We start from the raw sequence: 16,751 nt of genomic DNA, 5'->3' as shown, positions 1-16,751 counted from the left end.
CCGCCAACAATAGCATTTGGGGCGTTTTCGTTATCGCCGCGGCCCACTATGGCGGCACTGTGCAGGGCTCTGCCCTCGCAATTATCGGCACTTAAGCCGTTTGGTATTCAGTTTTTCTTCGCTAAAACCTGGTTGAGAGAACGGACTTCTTCACGTTCCTCCGCGCTCAGACCGCGCGTTCTGGCCTGGGCGATCAGCGTTTCCAGCCGTTGCTCGAGCACCGAGTCGTACAGGCTGGCCAACGTATCCAAAAAGGTCTGTTCGACCATGTCCTCAACGATCATATGGTTCCATGTCGCCAAGGTTTCAAGCTGCTGGCTGAATTTGTTGTCGCGATACAGCTCCAGCAATTGCCCGGTCGTCAGGCCCGGCTGCGCCAAACAGGTCTGCACCAGTTCGACGAACAGCGGCAATCCCGCCTGTTTGGTCTGCTCCAACCCTTCCAGCGAAGGGATAAGTGTAGCCAACTGCGGATTTTGCACCAGTAACCCTATCAGTATACGCATGGTTGTGCGTTTTAGCTGGGGCGCCTGATAAGGATTCGCATTTTCAGCCTGCTTGGGCATCAGCTTGTCGAGCTGGCTGTCGTCCAGCAGCCCCAGCTTGTTGCCGAGCTCCTGGCGCAGGTACAAGCGCAACGTTTCGCCCGGCACCTGAGTAATCAGCGGCAGCGCCAGCGTGCTCAGCTTGGCGCGCCCGTCCGGGCTGCTCAGATCCACCTGCGGCAGCAGGCTTTCGAACAGGAACGTGGACAGTGGCTGCGCCTGCTCCATTCGTTGTTCGAAGGCTTCTTTGCCTTCCTTGCGCACCAGCGTGTCCGGGTCTTCGCCGTCGGGCAAAAACATGAACCGCAGCTGGCGCCCGTCATTCAGGTATGGCAGCGCGGTTTCCAGCGCCCGCCAGGCCGCTTCGCGGCCGGCGCGGTCGCCGTCGTAACAGCAGACGACGTTGTCGGTGGCGCGGAACAACAGCTGAATGTGTTCCGCCGTCGTCGAGGTGCCGAGCGAGGCGACGGCATAGTCGATGCCGAATTGCGCCAACGCCACCACGTCCATATACCCTTCCACCACCAGCAGCCGCTGCAGGTTAGGGTGGTTCTGCTGTGCTTCATACAGGCCGTACAGCTGGCGGCCCTTATGGAAAACTTCGGTTTCCGGCGAGTTCAGGTACTTCGGCATACCGTCGCCCAGGACGCGGCCGCCGAAGGCGATCACGCGCCCGCGCTTGTCGCGGATGGGGAACATCACCCGTTCGCGGAAACGGTCGTACGAACGCCCCTGATCGTTAGTCACCAGCATGCCGGCATCGTTCAATGCGCGGCGCGAGTCGGCGTCGCGGCCGAAACGCTTCAGGGCGTTGTCCCATCCCGCCGGCGCGAAGCCGATGGCGAAATGGCGAATAACGTCGTCACTCAATCCGCGCTGCTGCAAATAGCTGCGCGCCGGCGCCCCGGAGGACTGCTGCAGTGACTGTTGATAGAACGCGCTGAGCTGTTCCATCAGTTGGTACAGGCTCTGGCGCTGATGGCGCTCGATCTGGGTTGGCCCGGTGCCCGCTTCGTAAGGCACTTCCAGCCCGTGCATGGTCGCCAGTTCTTCGATGGTTTCGACAAACTCGAGTCGGTCGTAATTCATCAAAAAGTCGACGGCGTTGCCGTGTGCACCACACCCAAAACAGTGATAAAACTGCTTTTCGCCATTAACGGTAAAGGAAGGCGTCTTTTCGTGGTGGAACGGACAGCACGCGTGATAGTTCTTGCCTTGCTTCTTGAGCTTCACGCGGGCGTCGATCAAATCGACGATGTCGGTGCGAGCCAGCAAGTCATTGATAAATACGCGCGGAATTCGTCCAGCCATAAGCCCTTACTTCATTAGCCTATAAACGAGAACAAGCCGCGCATTCCTTTCGGAAAGCACGGCCTTCGTATGCAACTACTCGGTCTGCGCGATTTTGAAAATCAGAAATTCACGCGGTGGGGTTGCCCCCGAAGAATTAATACAGACGAGTGCGGCGTGCGTTTTCGCGAGCCAGTTTCTTCGCGTGACGTTTCACAGCAGAAGCTTTAGCGCGTTTACGTTCGGTAGTTGGTTTTTCATAAAACTCACGACGACGAACTTCAGCTAAAACACCCGCTTTTTCGCAAGAGCGTTTGAAACGACGCAGAGCAACGTCAAATGGCTCGTTTTCACGTACTTTAATTACCGGCATGTGCCTCTCACCTCAATAAAATTCGGTTTGCTGCTGGCCAAGCGCCAGCCTTTTCAAAATGGTGCGGAATTTTACTCCAATGGATGCTGCTTTGTAAAGCATCACAGTAAATTGAAACCCGCGTCGCTCTGCCGCAACGTGCGCAATTTTGCACCGGGCGCTGATTATAGACTAATCAGAAAAAAATGCTCGTGTTTAATCGCTCGGGCATTTTCTGGATGAATCATCGACATAGGCGCAAGCCGGTGACAAGATGCGCGGCGCCGGCGGTAAATGCGGCGGAATGTGGTAGACTGGCGGCCGCACGTGAATGATGGGAAATGTAATGCGAGTACTGGGTATAGAAACGTCCTGCGATGAAACCGGAATTGCAGTGTATGACGATCAAACCGGTTTGTTGGCCAACCAATTATACAGCCAGGTGAAGCTGCACGCCGACTACGGCGGCGTAGTGCCGGAACTGGCCTCCCGCGATCACGTGCGCAAAACCGTGCCGCTGATTCAGGCGGCTCTGAAAGAGGCTAACCTGACCCCGGCCGATATTGACGGCGTGGCTTATACCGCCGGGCCGGGCCTGGTGGGGGCGCTGCTGGTCGGCGCAACCGTGGGGCGTGCGCTGGCGTTCGCCTGGAACGTGCCGGCGGTGCCGGTGCACCATATGGAAGGCCACTTGCTGGCGCCGATGCTGGAAGATAACCCGCCGGCGTTCCCGTTCGTCGCGCTGCTGGTCTCCGGCGGCCACACTCAGCTGATCAGCGTCACCGGCATCGGTGAATATGAACTGCTGGGCGAGTCGATCGACGACGCGGCCGGCGAAGCGTTCGACAAAACCGCCAAGCTGCTCGGCCTGGATTATCCCGGCGGGCCGATGCTGTCGAAGATGGCGCAGCAGGGCACGGCGGGGCGTTTCACCTTCCCGCGGCCGATGACCGATCGTCCGGGGTTGGACTTCAGTTTCTCCGGGCTGAAAACCTTTGCCGCCAACACCATCCGCTCTAACGGCAACGACGATCAGACGCGTGCCGACATCGCCCGCGCCTTCGAGGATGCGGTGGTGGATACGCTGGCGATAAAATGCAAACGCGCGTTGGAGCAGACCGGCTTCAAACGCCTGGTGATGGCCGGCGGCGTGAGCGCCAACCGCACGCTGCGCGCCAAACTGGCGGAGATGATGCACAAGCGCGGCGGGGAGGTGTTCTATGCCCGCCCGGAATTTTGCACCGACAACGGCGCGATGATCGCCTATGCCGGCATGGTGCGGCTGAAGAGCGGCGCCAACCCGGCGCTGAGCGTTTCCGTGCGGCCGCGCTGGCCGCTGGCGGAACTGCCTGCGGTATAAAACAAAGGGCCGGATTATCCGGCCCTTCTGTTATTCTTCTCTCGGCTGGTCACCGTTATCCGCGTCGTTTTTCTTCTTGCGGAACTTGCCCCAGATCTTGCCTTCCTGGCCGCGCCACAGGCGCTGAATATTGTCGTGATGCCGCATCAGGATCAGGCAGGAGAGCATCGCTACCGGGAAGGTGAACTGCGGTTTGAACCACCAGACGTAGAACGGGGCGATCAACGCGCTGACGATGGCGCCGAGCGAAGAGTAGCCGCTGAGCAGCACCGTCAACAGCCAGGTGCCGGTCATCAGGCCGGTCAGATCCCAGCCGATAGGCGCGATGGCGCCAAACGCCGTCGCCACGCCTTTACCGCCGCGGAAGTGGAAGAACACCGGATAGATGTGCCCCAGACAGGCGGCGATCGCCGTCAGGCCCAGATACAGCGGCGGCACATCGAGTTTGTAGGCCAGCCAGACCGGCAGCATCCCTTTCAGAATATCGAACACCAGCACCGCCGCCGCCGCCAGCCGGCCGCCGATGCGCAGGACGTTGGTCGCCCCGGGGTTTCCTGAGCCATGTTCACGCGGATCCGGCAGCCTGGCGATCCGGCAAACCAGGATCGCGCTGGAAATCGAGCCGCACAGATACGCGAAGATAATCATGCCAAGCGCGGTAGCACTCATAACGCGGTTCCGTTTAATAATGGTCGTTTTACTCGCAACATCTATGGATAATACGCACATTCCGCTGGAAGTGGTATCCGGCAAGGCCAAAAACAGAGAATGACGTGATGGATATCGTATTTATTGAAGAGCTTACCGTAATTACCACCATTGGCGTTTATGAGTGGGAACAGGGCATTCGTCAGAAGCTGGTGTTCGATATCGAAATGGGCTGGGATAACCGGCCGGCCGCCGCCAGCGACGATGTAAATGACTGTCTGAGCTATGCCGATGTCAGCGACGCCGTGATCCAGCATGTTGAGTCGAACCGCTTCGCGCTGGTGGAGCGCGTGGCGGAGGAAATATCCGAAATGTTGCTTCAGCGCTTCAATTCCCCGTGGGTCCGTATTAAGGTCAGCAAACCGGGCGCTGTAGCACATGCCAATCGGGTCGGCGTGATCATTGAGCGCGGCACTCGTCCCGCATGATTTTATGTCATCTGCTTGCAACGAAAGACCGTTAAACTGGTCTTAATCCTGAGAATTGTTTTAGCGGCATTGTCTTTTAAGCACTGCCGCTTTTTTATGTGATGGCCGTTATTTTATGGGGTGAGCGAAGCACATGGCTGACATGCATTCACTGTTTATTGCGTTTGTTCTTGGGGTTGTCGAAGGGTTAACCGAATTTCTGCCGGTGTCTTCCACCGGGCATATGATTATCGTTGGCGAGTGGCTGGGTTTTACCGGCGACAAAGCCAAAACCTTTGAAGTCATCATCCAACTGGGGTCGATCCTGGCCGTGGTGGTGATGTTCTGGCGCCGGTTGTTCGGCCTGATCGGCATCCATTTCGGCGGCAAGCCAGTGGAGCACGAGGGCAAAACCAGCGGCCAACTGAAGCTGGGGCATATCCTGCTGGCGATGATCCCGGCGGTGGTGCTGGGTCTGGTATTCCACGATGTGATTAAATCGCTGTTCGCGCCGAAAAACGTGATGTACGCGTTGGTCGTCGGCGGCCTGCTGTTGCTGGCGGCGGAATGGCTGAAGCCGAAGAAACCGAGAGCGGAAGGGCTGGATGACATCACCTACCGCCAGGCGTTCATGATTGGCTGCTTCCAGTGCCTGGCGCTGTGGCCGGGTTTCTCCCGTTCGGGTTCCACTATCGCCGGCGGTATGCTGGTGGGCGTAAACCGTTATGCGGCGTCCGAGTTCTCCTTCATCCTGGCGGTGCCGATGATGATTGGCGCCAGCGGTCTGGATCTGTACAAGAGCCTGCACTTCTTGACCTGGGGCGATCTGCCGATGTTCGCCGTCGGTTTCGTGACTGCCTTCGTGGTGGCGCTGATTGCGATCAAGACCTTCCTGTCGCTGATCAAACGCATCTCGTTCGTGCCGTTCGCCATCTACCGCTTTATCGTGGCGGCCGTGGTTTACATGGTATTCCTGTAAGCACGATGGCAAGTAAAAAACCCCGCTCTGCGGGGTTTTTTTATGCCTGATCGTTGAGGATGGTTTGGTTGAGCTTCCAGTCGGCCAGCGCCTGCTGGCGACGGCGTTTGAGCTCATCGCGGATCGCGGTGCCCTGCAGCCCGCTGGCTACCACCTCTTTAATCGATACCGCGTTCGCCACCTGATACGCCTGGCGCAGATAGTCGCCCTGCGGATAAGGATTCTCCTCAAAGCCGGTGCGGCCGCGCGCGTCCGCTTCGCTGGTCAGGATCATCTGCTCCAGCCTTTGGGGCTTGCGCCAGACGTCGATGGCATCGAACAGCTTCAGCAGGGTCTCCGGCCGCAGCTTGTTCACGGTGTGGATCAGATCATGGTACTCGGCCACCAGCTTGCTCAGATCGCGCACCGGGTTGGGCACCCGCAGCCGCTGGCACAGCGCCTCGACCAGCCGGACGCCCGCCGGGCCGTGGCCGTGGTGATGCGGCCAGAACGCTTTCGGCGTCAACCCTTTGCCAAGATCGTGGCACAGCGTGGCGAAGCGCACGTCCACCTCCGGCGTGAGGCGGGCGGCCATCGCCAGCGCCATCAGCGTGTGTACGCCGGTGTCTATCTCCGGGTGCCACTTGGCGGGGGCCGGCACGCCGAACAGCGCGTCGATTTCCGGGAACAGCACCGCCAGCGCATCGCAGTCGCGCAGCACCTGAAAATAGACCTGCGGGCTCTGGCTTTGCAGCGCTTTTTCAGTTTCTTTCCAGACGCGTTCGGCGGTCAGCGCGGCCAGTTCACCGCTGTGCGCCATCCGGCGCATCAGGGCCAGCGTTTCGTCGGCGATGCGAAAACCCAGATGAGCGAAGCGAGCATTGAATCGCGCCACGCGCAGCACGCGCAGCGGATCTTCGCCGAACGCGTCGGAAACGTGGCGCAGCACGCGCGCCTGCAGATCGGCCACGCCGCCGTAAGGGTCAATCAGTTCCCCTTCGGCGGAACGGGCGATGGCGTTGATGGTCAGATCGCGCCGCAGCAGATCGTCTTCCAGCGTCACGTCCGGCGCGGCATAGCAGGTAAAACCGGTGTACCCCTGGCCGGATTTGCGCTCGGTGCGCGCCAGCGCATACTCCTCGTGGGTATCGGGATTGAGGAACACCGGAAAATCTTTGCCGACCTGCTGGTAGCCCAATGCCAGCAACTCCGCCGGCGTGGCGCCCACCACCACCCAATCATGATCGACCACCGGAATGTTGAGCAGGCTGTCGCGAACGGCGCCGCCGACCAGATAAATCTGCACTGTTGACTCCTGAATATCGTGTAAGGCCCTGTCTATCAGATTACATGAATTGGCCGCGGGATGTCGGCGCCAATGAAAAAGGCGCCCGCAGGCGCCCATACTCAAACTGAACGATACTGAAATCAGTTCATCCAGCGATTGTTGTTCTTGCGACGCGGGATCAGGTGCGGCAACAGCAGGCCCAACAGCAAACCGACGCCGGCAACGCCGCCGCCGTACATGAACCACTGCAGGATAATGGTGCGCTGCTTGTCGTCGAGCTGCAGGTTAACGGCGTTGACCTTCTTCTGCGCAACCACCAGCTGGTTTTTCAGATCCTGGTTTTCCTTCTGCAGGCTGCTGATGGTGCTGTCGCTGCCCGCGACTTTTTCCTGCATTTCCGAGGTACGCTGGTTCCAGGTGTTATCGATGTTGGCCAGTTTGTCGGTCAGGGTTTTCACCTGCTGTTCCAGCTCCGGCACGCGGGTGCGCAGGCTTGGCGTCTGGCTGAGCTGATCGAGCGGGATCCAGGTGGTGCGGCCTTTCGGATCGCGGATCTGGCCGTAATTGGTGCTGTCGTTGACGCTCAGCAGGGTCACTTCTTCACCGGCGTTCAGAGTGCCGACAATACGGTACTGATTACCTGGGCCGCTATGGACGTAAGTGCTTAACTCATCGGAGATATAGCGTTTATCTTCGGCATGTGCGGCCCAAGTGATGCTGAAGCTCAGCGCGGCAAGGAAAATCAGGCGTAATTTCTGCATTAGTTCATCGTTTCTGGGTGAATTTATGGAACGATAGTAGAGGGTTCAGTCTGACGACGCAACGCCAAAACCGGAATGAGAACTATCTTACTGTGGCTGATTCTGTGAGTTGCGCAGCGTTTTATAACGTAACAGGTTTTTTCTACAGTTAGCAGGGTTAAGGCGCCGGGAATCGCGGTAAGATAATGACAACTGTGCGTCAGTAGGCAGCATACGGCGGGCCGAGCGCGCCGCGCTGAAACCGACGCGAATGCGTAACTTATTGGTGTTAAAGAATTATGACCGTTGAAATTGAACTGAAATTCATCGCCGCGCCGCAAGCGGTGGCCGCTCTGCCACACTGGCTCGCCGCCTGGCCGCATCAGCATTCCGCGCCGCAAAAGCTGACCAACATTTACTTCGAAACGGCCGACAACTTCCTGCGCCGTCACGACATGGGGCTGCGCATTCGCGGTTTCGACGATCGCTTTGAGATGACCATCAAAACCGCCGGTAAAGTGGTGGGCGGCCTGCACCAGCGCCCGGAATACAATGTCGCTATCGCTGAGCCGCAGCTGGCGTTGGCGCAGTTCCCTGCCGACATCTGGCCGCAGGATTGCGATATCGCGGCGCTGCAGCAGGCGTTGCAACCGCTGTTCCGTACTGATTTCGTGCGTGAGAAGTGGGTGGTTACTTACGGCCAAAGCGAGATAGAGATTGGCTTGGATCAGGGTGAGGTACGCGCCGGTGATCTCAGCGAAGCCCTGAGTGAGATAGAACTGGAGTTGCTGAAAGGCAATACCGCCGATCTGCTGGCGTTGGCCGGTGAGCTGGCGGCGCACGACGGGCTGCGTCAGGGCAGCCTGAGCAAGGCAGCGCGCGGTTACCACCTGGCGCAGGGCAATCCGTCGCGTGAGGTGCGTCCGCTGCGGGTGCTGAAGCCGGCGGCGAAGGCGACCGTAGAGCAGGGGATGATCGCCGCCTTCGAGCTGGCGCTCAGCCACTGGCAGTACCATGAAGAGCTGTGGCTGCGCGGCGACGCGCAGGCGCGCGCTTCGGTGATTGAGGCGGTCGGAACGATCCGCCAGGCGCTGGTGATCTTCGGCGGCCTGGTGCCGCGCAAGGCCAGCGCCGATCTGCGCGCCCGCCTGACCGAGCTCGAACCGCTGTTGGCGGACAAAACCGCGCAACCAGAGACCCTGTGCTACAGCGCGGTCTACCTGCAATGTAAGTTGGCGCTCACATCATGGCTGGTGAGCGGCGCCTGGCGACCGTTTATCGACGCCAAAGCGCAGGCCAAGCTGGATGGTTCTTTCAAACGCTTCAGCGACATCATGCTGGGGCGCAGCGGCGCGGAGCTGAAAGAGGCCTTCAGCCGTACGCTGAACGAAGATGAATATCAGGAACAATTGCCGCGCCTGACGCGTCAGATTTCGGCGCTGGTCCTGCTGTCGGGCGCTTATCCCGACGAGCAGACCGGGCCTTATATCGAGGCCTGGCGCGAGCTGCAGGCGGCGCTGAGCGAGCGCCGCCAGGGCTGGTATGAAGCCAGCCGCAAACAGGCCTTATCGCATGCGCCATTCTGGTTAAACGGCGCGCTTCGTTAATCCAGCCGGCCCGCCAGCCGTGGGCCGCAGAACGGGTCATACACTATGTCGCCACTTTCAGCCGCGTTACAGGCTCAGGCACAGCAGATTGTGCAGCGTTTTCAGGAAGTTCACGGCGCGGACTGCGCCTTTAGCGAGCAGGAACAGTGGGTGCTGGCGTCGAGCGATTTCGTCAGCGACGCGCTGCTCGCTCAGCCTGCCTGGCTGGCGACGCTGCGCGAACAGCCGCCGGCGCCCGGCGAGTGGCAACACTATGCCGCCTGGCTGCAGGACGAGCTGGAAGAGGTGCGCGACGAGGCGCAGCTGATGCGCACGCTGCGTCTGTTTCGCCGTGAAACGCTGGTGCGCATCGCCTGGGCGCAGGCTCAGGGGCTGTGTTCGACCGAAGAAACGCTGCTGCAGCTGAGCGGACTGGCGGAAACGCTGATCGTCAGCGCGCGCGACTGGCTGTACCAAACCTGCTGCCGCGAATGGGGCACGCCGTGCAACGCCGCCGGCGAGCCGCAGCCGCTGTTGATCCTCGGCATGGGCAAGTTGGGCGGCGGCGAGTTGAATTTCTCGTCGGATATCGATCTGATCTTCGCCTACCCGGAGAACGGCCAGACCCAGGGCGGACGGCGCGAGCTGGACAATGCCCAGTTCTTCACCCGCCTCGGCCAGCGGTTGATCAAGGCGCTGGATCAGCAAACCATCGACGGCTTCGTCTATCGCGTGGACATGCGGCTGCGGCCGTTCGGCGACAGCGGCCCGTTGGTGATGAGCTTCGCGGCGCTGGAAGATTATTATCAGGAGCAGGGGCGCGATTGGGAGCGCTATGCGATGGTGAAGGCGCGCCTGATGGGCGGGGCGGAAGACGCCTATAGCCAGGAGCTGCGCAAAACCCTGCGGCCGTTCGTGTTCCGCCGCTACATCGATTTCAGCGTCATCCAATCTTTGCGCAACATGAAGGGCATGATCGCCCGTGAAGTGCGGCGGCGCGGTCTGAAGGACAACATCAAGCTGGGCGCCGGCGGCATTCGAGAAATCGAATTCATCACTCAGGTATTCCAGCTGATCCGCGGCGGCCGTGAACCGGCGCTGCAAGGGCGTTCGCTGCTGCCGACGCTGCAGGCGGTGGGTGAGCTGGGGCTGTTGGAGGCCGAGCAGGTGCGGGCGCTGAGCGCCGCCTACCTGTTCCTGCGGCGGCTGGAGAACCTGTTGCAGGCGATCGGCGATCAGCAAACCCAGACGCTGCCGCAGGAGGCGCTCGATCAGGCGCGGTTGGCCTACGGCATGGGATTGGCGGATTGGCCGGCGCTGATGGCGGCGCTGGACGCGCACATGCAGGCGGTGCGCGCGGTGTTCGACGACCTGATCGGCGACGATAGCCCGGATGTCGGTGAAGATCCCGACTACCAGCACTACCACAGCCTGTGGCAGGACGCGCTGGAGGAGAACGAGCTGGCGCCGCTGACGCCGCACCTCGACGAAGAGGCGCGTCGACAGATGCTGCGCACCATCGCCGATTTCCGCCACGACGTCGACAAGCGCACCATCGGCCCGCGGGGCCGCGACGTGCTCGATCAGCTGATGCCGCGCCTGCTGGCGGAGGTGTGCCCGCGCCAGGACGCGCCGACCGCGCTGGTGCGGCTGGCGCAGCTGCTGCTGAGCATCGTCACCCGCACCACCTACCTCGAGCTGCTGGTGGAGTACCACGCGGCGCTCAGCCATCTGATCCGCCTGTGCGCCGCGTCGCCGATGGTTGCCAACCAGCTGTCGCGTTACCCGCTGCTGCTGGACGAACTGTTGGATCCGGCCACGCTGTATCAGCCGGTGGCGCTGGACGCCTACCGCAGCGAGCTGCGGCAGTATCTGCTGCGGGTGCCGGAAGACGACGAAGAGCAAAAGCTGGAGGCGCTGCGCCAGTTCAAACAGGCGCAGCAGCTGCGCATCGCGGCTGCGGATATCGCCGGCGCGCTGCCGGTGATGAAAGTGAGCGATCACCTGACTTATCTGGCTGAGGCGATCATCGACGCGGTGGTGCAGCAGGCCTGGAGCGACATGGTGGCGCGCTACGGCCAGCCCACCCATTTGCAGGAGCGTGAGGGGCGCGGCTTTGCGGTGATCGGCTACGGCAAACTGGGCGGTTGGGAGCTGGGTTACAGTTCCGACCTCGATCTGGTGTTCCTGCTGGATTGCCCGCCGGAGGTGATGACCGACGGCGATCGCTGCATCGACGGCCGCCAGTTCTACCTGCGGCTGGCGCAGCGGGTGATGCATCTGTTCAGCACCCGCACCTCTTCCGGCATTCTGTATGAGGTGGACGCGCGCCTGCGGCCTTCCGGCGCCGCGGGGATGCTGGTCAGCACCGTCGAGGCGTTCGCCGACTACCAGCAAAATGAAGCCTGGACCTGGGAACATCAGGCCCTGGTGCGCGCGCGCATCGTGCATGGCGACCCGGCGCTGCATCAGCAGTTTGACGCGATCCGGCGCGAGATCCTGTGCAAAACGCGCGATCCGGAGACCCTGAAGCGCGAAGTGCGCGAGATGCGCGAAAAGATGCGCAACCATCTCGGCAACAAGCAGCGCGATCTGTTTGATATCAAAGCTGATGAGGGCGGCATTACCGACATCGAATTTATCGCCCAATATCTGGTCTTACGCTATGCGCCGGGTGAACCGCGCCTGACGCGTTGGTCGGACAACGTGCGCATCTTCGAGCTGATGGCCAATTACGACATCATGCCGGAAGAGGAGGCGCGCGCGCTGACCCAGGCTTATGTCACCATGCGCGACGAGATCCACCACCTGGCGCTGCAGGAGCATTCCGGCAAGGTCGACAGCGAGCTGTTTGCCGCCGAGCGCGAGCAGGTGCGCGCCAGCTGGGCCAAATGGCTGGATTGATACCTTTTTGCGGGTATTCCGGCGGTCTGTGGTAATATCTGCGCCACTAAAATTTTGTTCTTTTTTGGAGTTATCGGATGAAAGTTACGCTGCCTGATTTTCGCCGCGCCGGTGTGCTGGTGGTCGGTGACGTCATGTTGGATCGCTATTGGTATGGGCCGACCAGCCGCATTTCACCGGAAGCCCCGGTGCCGGTGGTCAAGGTCGATACCATCGAAGAGCGTCCCGGCGGCGCGGCTAACGTGGCGATGAACATCGCTTCGCTGGGCGCTACTTCCCGCCTGGTGGGTCTGACCGGCATCGACGATGCGGCGCGGGCGCTGAGCGCCAAACTGAATGAAGTCAACGTGCGCTGCGACTTCGTCTCGGTGCCGACCCATCCGACCATCACCAAGCTGCGCGTGCTGTCGCGCAACCAGCAGCTGATCCGTCTCGACTTCGAAGAAGGCTTCTCCAACGTTGATCCGCAGCCGATGCTGGAGCGCATTCAGCAGGCGTTGCCGCAGATCGGCGCGCTGGTGCTGTCCGATTACGCCAAGGGGGCGCTCAGCCAGGTGCAGGGCATGATCCAGCTGGCGCGCGCCGCCAAGGTGCCGGTGCTGATCGATCCGAAAGGCTCCGATTTCGAGCGCTATCGCGGCGCGACGCTGCTGACGCCGAACCTGTCCGAGTTCGAAGCGGTGGTGGGCCACTGTAAGGATGAGGCGGAACTGGTGGAACGCGGCATGAAGCTGGTGGCGGATTTCGAGCTGTCGGCGCTGTTGGTTACTCGCTCCGAACACGGCATGACGCTGCTGCAGCCTGGCGTTGAGCCGCTGCACTTGCCGACTCAGGCGCAGGAAGTGTTTGATGTGACCGGCGCCGGCGACACCGTGATCGGCGTATTGGCTGCCTCGCTGGCCGCCGGCAACTCGCTGGAAGAGTCCTGCTTCCTTGCTAACGCCGCCGCCGGCGTGGTGGTGGGCAAGCTCGGTACGTCTACCGTGTCGCCCATCGAGCTGGAAAACGCGGTGCGCGGCCGCGCCGAAACCGGCTTTGGCGTGATGACCGAAGCGCAGTTGAAAAATGCCGTGGCGCAGGCGCGTCAGCGCGGCGAGAAAGTGGTGATGACCAACGGCATCTTCGACATTCTGCATGCCGGCCACGTCTCTTATCTGGCCAACGCCCGCAAGCTGGGCGATCGCCTGATCGTGGCGGTGAACAGCGACGCCTCGACCAAACGCCTGAAAGGGGAAAAACGCCCGGTCAACGCGCTGGAGAACCGCATGATCGTGCTGGGCGCGCTGGAAGCGGTGGATTGGGTGGTGCCGTTCGAAGAGGACACGCCGCAGCGCTTGATCGCCGACATCTTGCCGGATCTGCTGGTGAAAGGCGGCGATTACAAGCCGGAAGAGATTGCCGGCAGTGCGGAAGTGTGGGCCAACGGCGGCGATGTCAAAGTGCTGAACTTTGAAGACGGCCTGTCGACCACCAACATCATCAAAGCGATCAAAGACGGGCGCGGCTAACGCCGGGCGACGTAAAGTACAAGGGCGCGCGGTGCGCGCCCTTGGCGGGAATTATTCGTCTTCCTGCTTGGCGGCCGGCGCCGCGCTCAGCTTGCTTTCCAGCTCGGCCATGCGCTGCTCCAACAGCGCCAGCTTCTCGCGGGTGCGCAACAGCACCTGAGTCTGCACGTCGAACTCTTCGCGGTTAACCAAATCCAGACGGGTCAGCTGCGACTGCAGCACCTGACGGATTTTTTTCTCAACGTCTTCCCCGAATTCACGAACGCCTTTAGGCATGGACTCATGAACCTGGCGTGCGATTTGTTCGATTTTTTTCGGGTCAATCATGGCGTATCCCTTTCAGAGTTTAATAGCTGCCGCTTAGTGTAATGCGAGTTGCCCGTCGGATAAACCATTAAGCGCATTCGCCGTACGTGGCCGAATTGTGCTTTTACCAATTGCCCTGCCTACCCATTAGCGTTATAGTCATCTTGCTTATTCTCAGGGCGGGGTGAAAGTCCCCACCGGCGGTAAATCACCTTCTACGGTGAAAGCCCGCGAGCGCTCAGCCAGCCTGTAAAGGCCGGTTAGAGGTCAGCAGATCCGGTGTAATTCCGGGGCCGACGGTTATAGTCCGGATGGGAGAGAGTAACGGTATCTGCCGGGCATGCGCCCGCTTGCGTTATTTTTTTAGCTATTGCTAGCTACTCCTCAAGATCGCCCTGGTTCTGGTAATCCATAATTTTTAATGAGGTTTTTTACCATGAATCAGACGCTACTTTCAGACTTCGGCACGCCAACAGAACGCGTTGAACGCGCGATCGATGCACTGCGCAACGGGCGCGGCGTAATGGTGCTCGATGATGAAAACCGTGAAAACGAAGGTGACATGATCTTCGCCGCGGAAACCATGACCGTTGAGCAGATGGCGCTGACCATTCGCCACGGCAGCGGTATCGTGTGCCTGTGCATCACCGAAGAACGCCGTCAGCAGCTTGAGCTGCCGATGATGGTGACCAACAACTCCAGCCAGTTCCAGACCGCCTTCACCGTGACCATCGAAGCGGCGCAGGGCGTGACCACCGGGGTTTCCGCTTCCGATCGCCTGACCACCATCCGTGCGGCGGTGGCAGACAGCGCCAAGCCGAGCGACCTGAACCGCCCGGGCCACGTGTTCCCGCTGCGTGCGCAGCCGGGTGGCGTGCTGAGCCGTCGCGGCCACACCGAAGCGACCATCGATCTGGTTTCCATGGCCGGTTTCAAACCAGCCGGCGTGCTGTGTGAACTGACCAACGACGATGGCAGCATGGCGCACGCGCCGGAAGTGATCACCTTCGCTAAACAGCACGACATGGTGGTGCTGACCATCGAAGATCTGGTGGCCTACCGCCAGGCGCACGAGAAAAAAGCCAGCTGATAGCCGGCCGCTTTCAACGATAAAAAAGCCGCGTAAAGCGGCTTTTTTTGTGGCTAGCGTTTTGACAGGCGTTCGCCGATGCGGCTGGCGTAATTCATCACGTGGAAGGTGTAGTTCTCCTCCACCGTGCCCTGGAACAGGTGCGCCCAGGGGCCGATGGCGTAGATGCCGAGATCTTCCCCGCCGTGCGTCTCGCTGTTCAGCGGCACCAGTGCCGGCTGAATAAAGTCGGGCGCGGTGGTTTGCTCCATGGTCAATGCCGGGCGCTCGGTCAGCGGGATCGCGCCGCCGGGGCCATTGGCGAAACCGACGGTGGTGTAGGGCTTGCCGTCGCTGCCCAACCGAGGTTTGCCGTCGACGCCGACGGAAATGCCGAGGATAGGATTGCCGCGCTTGGCATAGCCGGCGATGGTCAGCGTGTGGCTGTGATCGCCGGTCACTATCACCAGCGTGTCGTCCAGATCGACCTTATCGACGATGGTTTTCACCGCTTCGTTCAGGGCGACCGCGTCGCTCAGCGTGCGGTAGGCGTTGCCGTTATGGCTGCCGTGATCGACGCGCCCACCCTCCACCAACAGCAGATAACCCTCAGGATTCCTGGACAGAATATCGATGGCCTTGCCGGCCATTTCCGCCAGTGAGGGTTCTCCCGCCGCGTCTTGTCGCCGGTCGTGCTCGAAGTTCATGTGCGACGGCTCGAACAGAGCCAGCAGATGGTCGACGTTGCCCGGTTCGATTTTGTTGAACTGCGCCTGATTCCAGACGTATTGCCCGCGCTCGCCGTAGCGTTGCAGCCAGGCCTGCGTCAGGTCGCGGCCGTCCTTTCTGGCACCTTTCTTGCCGGGGTATTCCGGATCGCTCACGCTGTCGGGCAGGAAGTTGGCGCGCCCGCCGCCCATCGCTACGTTCAGGCCGTTGCCGTACTTCATTTCCACCAACTGGCGCGCGATGTCGCGGCAGCCTGCGGCCAGGGCATTTGCCGGCATTTTGGCGTCAGACTCCCAGTCGCGATTGGCGATATGGGCATAGGTGGCGCCCGGCGTGGCGTGGGTAATGGTGGCGGTCGTCACGGCGCCGGTGGACATGCCGAGCGTTGCGGCCATCTCCCACAGCGTGGTGACGACCTTGGTTTGCTGATCCTCGCAGTTGTTGAGGGTAGCCGTATGATCGAGACCCATCAGATCGTTGATGGTTTTGACGCCGGTGGTCATCGCCACCGCGCTGGGCGCAGAGTCGGTGATTTGGGCGTCGGCGGAGTAGGTTTTGGCCGCCGCCAGATAGGGGAAGGCCTCCCAGGCCAACACGTTGGATTCGCCGTCCACGCCGCGCTGCTGCCCTTCAAAAATGCGGGCAGCGGTCACGGTGGAAAACCCCATGCCGTCACCGACGACCAGAATGACGTTTTTGGCGCGGTTGGTGTTTGGGGTTTGTTTCAGTCGCTGTTGCAGCTGAGCTTGCGCCTGAAGGAAGTAAGGATCTTCGCGCTGCGTCAGCTGCGCGTTGTCCGCCGCGCCGGTGGTTGCCGTCCAGCCGGCGAGTAAGAACATGGAAAGCGCCAGGCGGGTTGCCAGTGTGAGTCTGAACATGAATTCCTCCTTGGTGAGACGTAATTCCCATCGCGCGACGGCGTTGCCTGCTCCCGTCGGCAGAGGAGGAGTGTATAGATTTTGTTAACAAAAAATACATAAATTGTTCACAAATTGGATCTG

14 protein-coding genes and 1 riboswitch are annotated in these 16,751 nt (G+C 60.7%); of the genes, 7 read left to right on the top strand and 7 right to left on the bottom strand.

Features of this window, described 5'->3' with window-relative positions:
• Window positions 1-107 precede the first annotated feature (107 nt).
• Both dnaG and rpsU read right to left on the bottom strand, forming a co-directional pair.
• A complete protein-coding gene (gene dnaG, locus ACP39K_RS21825; protein ID WP_016930158.1) occupies window positions 108-1,856 on the bottom strand; it encodes a DNA primase in 1,749 nt (582 codons plus the stop codon).
• Window positions 1,857-1,992: 136 nt separating this feature from the next.
• Entirely contained in the window at window positions 1,993-2,208 is a 216-nt protein-coding gene (rpsU, locus tag ACP39K_RS21820; protein WP_001144069.1) for a 30S ribosomal protein S21, read from the bottom strand.
• Between the two features lie 325 nt (window positions 2,209-2,533).
• On the opposite strand from rpsU, the gene tsaD reads away from it, so the two are divergent.
• Window positions 2,534-3,547, top strand: a complete 1,014-nt coding sequence (tsaD, locus tag ACP39K_RS21815) for a tRNA (adenosine(37)-N6)-threonylcarbamoyltransferase complex transferase subunit TsaD (RefSeq protein WP_028127590.1) — start codon at window positions 2,534-2,536, stop codon at window positions 3,545-3,547.
• A 30-nt stretch (window positions 3,548-3,577) separates the two neighbouring features.
• Here tsaD and plsY read toward each other — a convergent pair whose 3' ends face one another.
• Window positions 3,578-4,216, bottom strand: coding sequence for a glycerol-3-phosphate 1-O-acyltransferase PlsY (plsY, locus tag ACP39K_RS21810; RefSeq protein ID WP_004937201.1), 639 nt, complete (start codon window positions 4,214-4,216; stop codon window positions 3,578-3,580).
• Window positions 4,217-4,323: 107 nt separating this feature from the next.
• On the opposite strand from plsY, the gene folB reads away from it, so the two are divergent.
• Together folB and bacA are read left to right on the top strand one after the other, a co-directional pair.
• On the top strand, window positions 4,324-4,683 hold the full coding sequence (gene folB / locus ACP39K_RS21805; protein ID WP_033639356.1) for a bifunctional dihydroneopterin aldolase/7,8-dihydroneopterin epimerase: 360 nt from the start codon (window positions 4,324-4,326) through the stop codon (window positions 4,681-4,683).
• A 133-nt stretch (window positions 4,684-4,816) separates the two neighbouring features.
• Window positions 4,817-5,641: an undecaprenyl-diphosphate phosphatase gene (bacA, locus tag ACP39K_RS21800; protein WP_033639357.1), complete on the top strand. Its 825-nt coding sequence runs from the start codon at window positions 4,817-4,819 to the stop codon at window positions 5,639-5,641.
• Window positions 5,642-5,681: 40 nt separating this feature from the next.
• On the opposite strand, the gene ACP39K_RS21795 is transcribed toward bacA, so the two are convergent.
• Window positions 5,682-6,926 (bottom strand): multifunctional CCA addition/repair protein, encoded by a 1,245-nt coding sequence (locus tag ACP39K_RS21795; protein WP_049299879.1) that lies wholly within the window; start codon window positions 6,924-6,926, stop codon window positions 5,682-5,684.
• A gap of 122 nt (window positions 6,927-7,048) precedes the next feature.
• Window positions 7,049-7,669 (bottom strand): TIGR04211 family SH3 domain-containing protein, encoded by a 621-nt coding sequence (locus ACP39K_RS21790; RefSeq protein ID WP_016930153.1) that lies wholly within the window; start codon window positions 7,667-7,669, stop codon window positions 7,049-7,051.
• A 278-nt stretch (window positions 7,670-7,947) separates the two neighbouring features.
• Here ACP39K_RS21790 and ACP39K_RS21785 point away from each other — a divergent pair, with 278 nt between their 5' ends.
• The 3 genes from ACP39K_RS21785 to hldE all read left to right on the top strand — a co-directional run bounded on the left by ACP39K_RS21785 (window position 7,948) and on the right by hldE (window position 13,646).
• Window positions 7,948-9,255 (top strand): CYTH domain-containing protein, encoded by a 1,308-nt coding sequence (locus tag ACP39K_RS21785; RefSeq protein ID WP_244757813.1) that lies wholly within the window; start codon window positions 7,948-7,950, stop codon window positions 9,253-9,255.
• Window positions 9,256-9,300: 45 nt separating this feature from the next.
• Entirely contained in the window at window positions 9,301-12,138 is a 2,838-nt protein-coding gene (glnE, locus tag ACP39K_RS21780) for a bifunctional [glutamate--ammonia ligase]-adenylyl-L-tyrosine phosphorylase/[glutamate--ammonia-ligase] adenylyltransferase (protein WP_060445073.1), read from the top strand.
• A gap of 77 nt (window positions 12,139-12,215) precedes the next feature.
• Window positions 12,216-13,646, top strand: coding sequence for a bifunctional D-glycero-beta-D-manno-heptose-7-phosphate kinase/D-glycero-beta-D-manno-heptose 1-phosphate adenylyltransferase HldE (hldE, locus tag ACP39K_RS21775; protein ID WP_004937214.1), 1,431 nt, complete (start codon window positions 12,216-12,218; stop codon window positions 13,644-13,646).
• 51 nt (window positions 13,647-13,697) lie between these two features.
• Here the strand turns inward: hldE and ubiK are convergent, their stop codons facing one another.
• Entirely contained in the window at window positions 13,698-13,973 is a 276-nt protein-coding gene (gene ubiK / locus ACP39K_RS21770) for a ubiquinone biosynthesis accessory factor UbiK (protein WP_004937216.1), read from the bottom strand.
• Window positions 13,974-14,118: 145 nt separating this feature from the next.
• Window positions 14,119-14,279, top strand: a riboswitch (FMN riboswitch).
• Window positions 14,280-14,388: 109 nt separating this feature from the next.
• On the opposite strand from ubiK, the gene ribB reads away from it, so the two are divergent.
• Window positions 14,389-15,042 carry a 3,4-dihydroxy-2-butanone-4-phosphate synthase gene (gene ribB, locus ACP39K_RS21765; protein ID WP_004937218.1) on the top strand — a complete coding sequence of 218 codons (654 nt, stop codon included), beginning with the start codon at window positions 14,389-14,391 and terminating at the stop codon, window positions 15,040-15,042.
• 53 nt (window positions 15,043-15,095) lie between these two features.
• Here the strand turns inward: ribB and ACP39K_RS21760 are convergent, their stop codons facing one another.
• Entirely contained in the window at window positions 15,096-16,628 is a 1,533-nt protein-coding gene (locus tag ACP39K_RS21760) for an alkaline phosphatase (RefSeq protein ID WP_497008826.1), read from the bottom strand.
• Between the last annotated feature and the right edge of the window lie 123 nt (window positions 16,629-16,751).

Source organism: Serratia sp. EC4, from assembly GCF_059652115.1.
The sequence above is the reverse complement of the archived record's forward strand: the minus strand, read 5'-3'. Positions and strand labels throughout refer to the sequence as shown.

What these genes read in the sequence shown, in the direction of transcription:
- rpsU (WP_001144069.1), bottom strand. Translation starts at nt 2,208, where the DNA reads ATGCCGGTAATTAAAGTACGTGAAAACGAGCCATTTGACGTTGCTCTG.
- hldE (WP_004937214.1), top strand. Translation starts at nt 12,216, where the DNA reads ATGAAAGTTACGCTGCCTGATTTTCGCCGCGCCGGTGTGCTGGTGGTC.
- ACP39K_RS21790 (WP_016930153.1), bottom strand. Translation starts at nt 7,669, where the DNA reads ATGCAGAAATTACGCCTGATTTTCCTTGCCGCGCTGAGCTTCAGCATC.
- plsY (WP_004937201.1), bottom strand. Translation starts at nt 4,216, where the DNA reads ATGAGTGCTACCGCGCTTGGCATGATTATCTTCGCGTATCTGTGCGGC.
- dnaG (WP_016930158.1), bottom strand. Translation starts at nt 1,856, where the DNA reads ATGGCTGGACGAATTCCGCGCGTATTTATCAATGACTTGCTGGCTCGC.
- folB (WP_033639356.1), top strand. Translation starts at nt 4,324, where the DNA reads ATGGATATCGTATTTATTGAAGAGCTTACCGTAATTACCACCATTGGC.
- bacA (WP_033639357.1), top strand. Translation starts at nt 4,817, where the DNA reads ATGGCTGACATGCATTCACTGTTTATTGCGTTTGTTCTTGGGGTTGTC.
- ACP39K_RS21785 (WP_244757813.1), top strand. Translation starts at nt 7,948, where the DNA reads ATGACCGTTGAAATTGAACTGAAATTCATCGCCGCGCCGCAAGCGGTG.
- tsaD (WP_028127590.1), top strand. Translation starts at nt 2,534, where the DNA reads ATGCGAGTACTGGGTATAGAAACGTCCTGCGATGAAACCGGAATTGCA.
- ribB (WP_004937218.1), top strand. Translation starts at nt 14,389, where the DNA reads ATGAATCAGACGCTACTTTCAGACTTCGGCACGCCAACAGAACGCGTT.
- ubiK (WP_004937216.1), bottom strand. Translation starts at nt 13,973, where the DNA reads ATGATTGACCCGAAAAAAATCGAACAAATCGCACGCCAGGTTCATGAG.
- ACP39K_RS21760 (WP_497008826.1), bottom strand. Translation starts at nt 16,628, where the DNA reads ATGTTCAGACTCACACTGGCAACCCGCCTGGCGCTTTCCATGTTCTTA.
- glnE (WP_060445073.1), top strand. Translation starts at nt 9,301, where the DNA reads ATGTCGCCACTTTCAGCCGCGTTACAGGCTCAGGCACAGCAGATTGTG.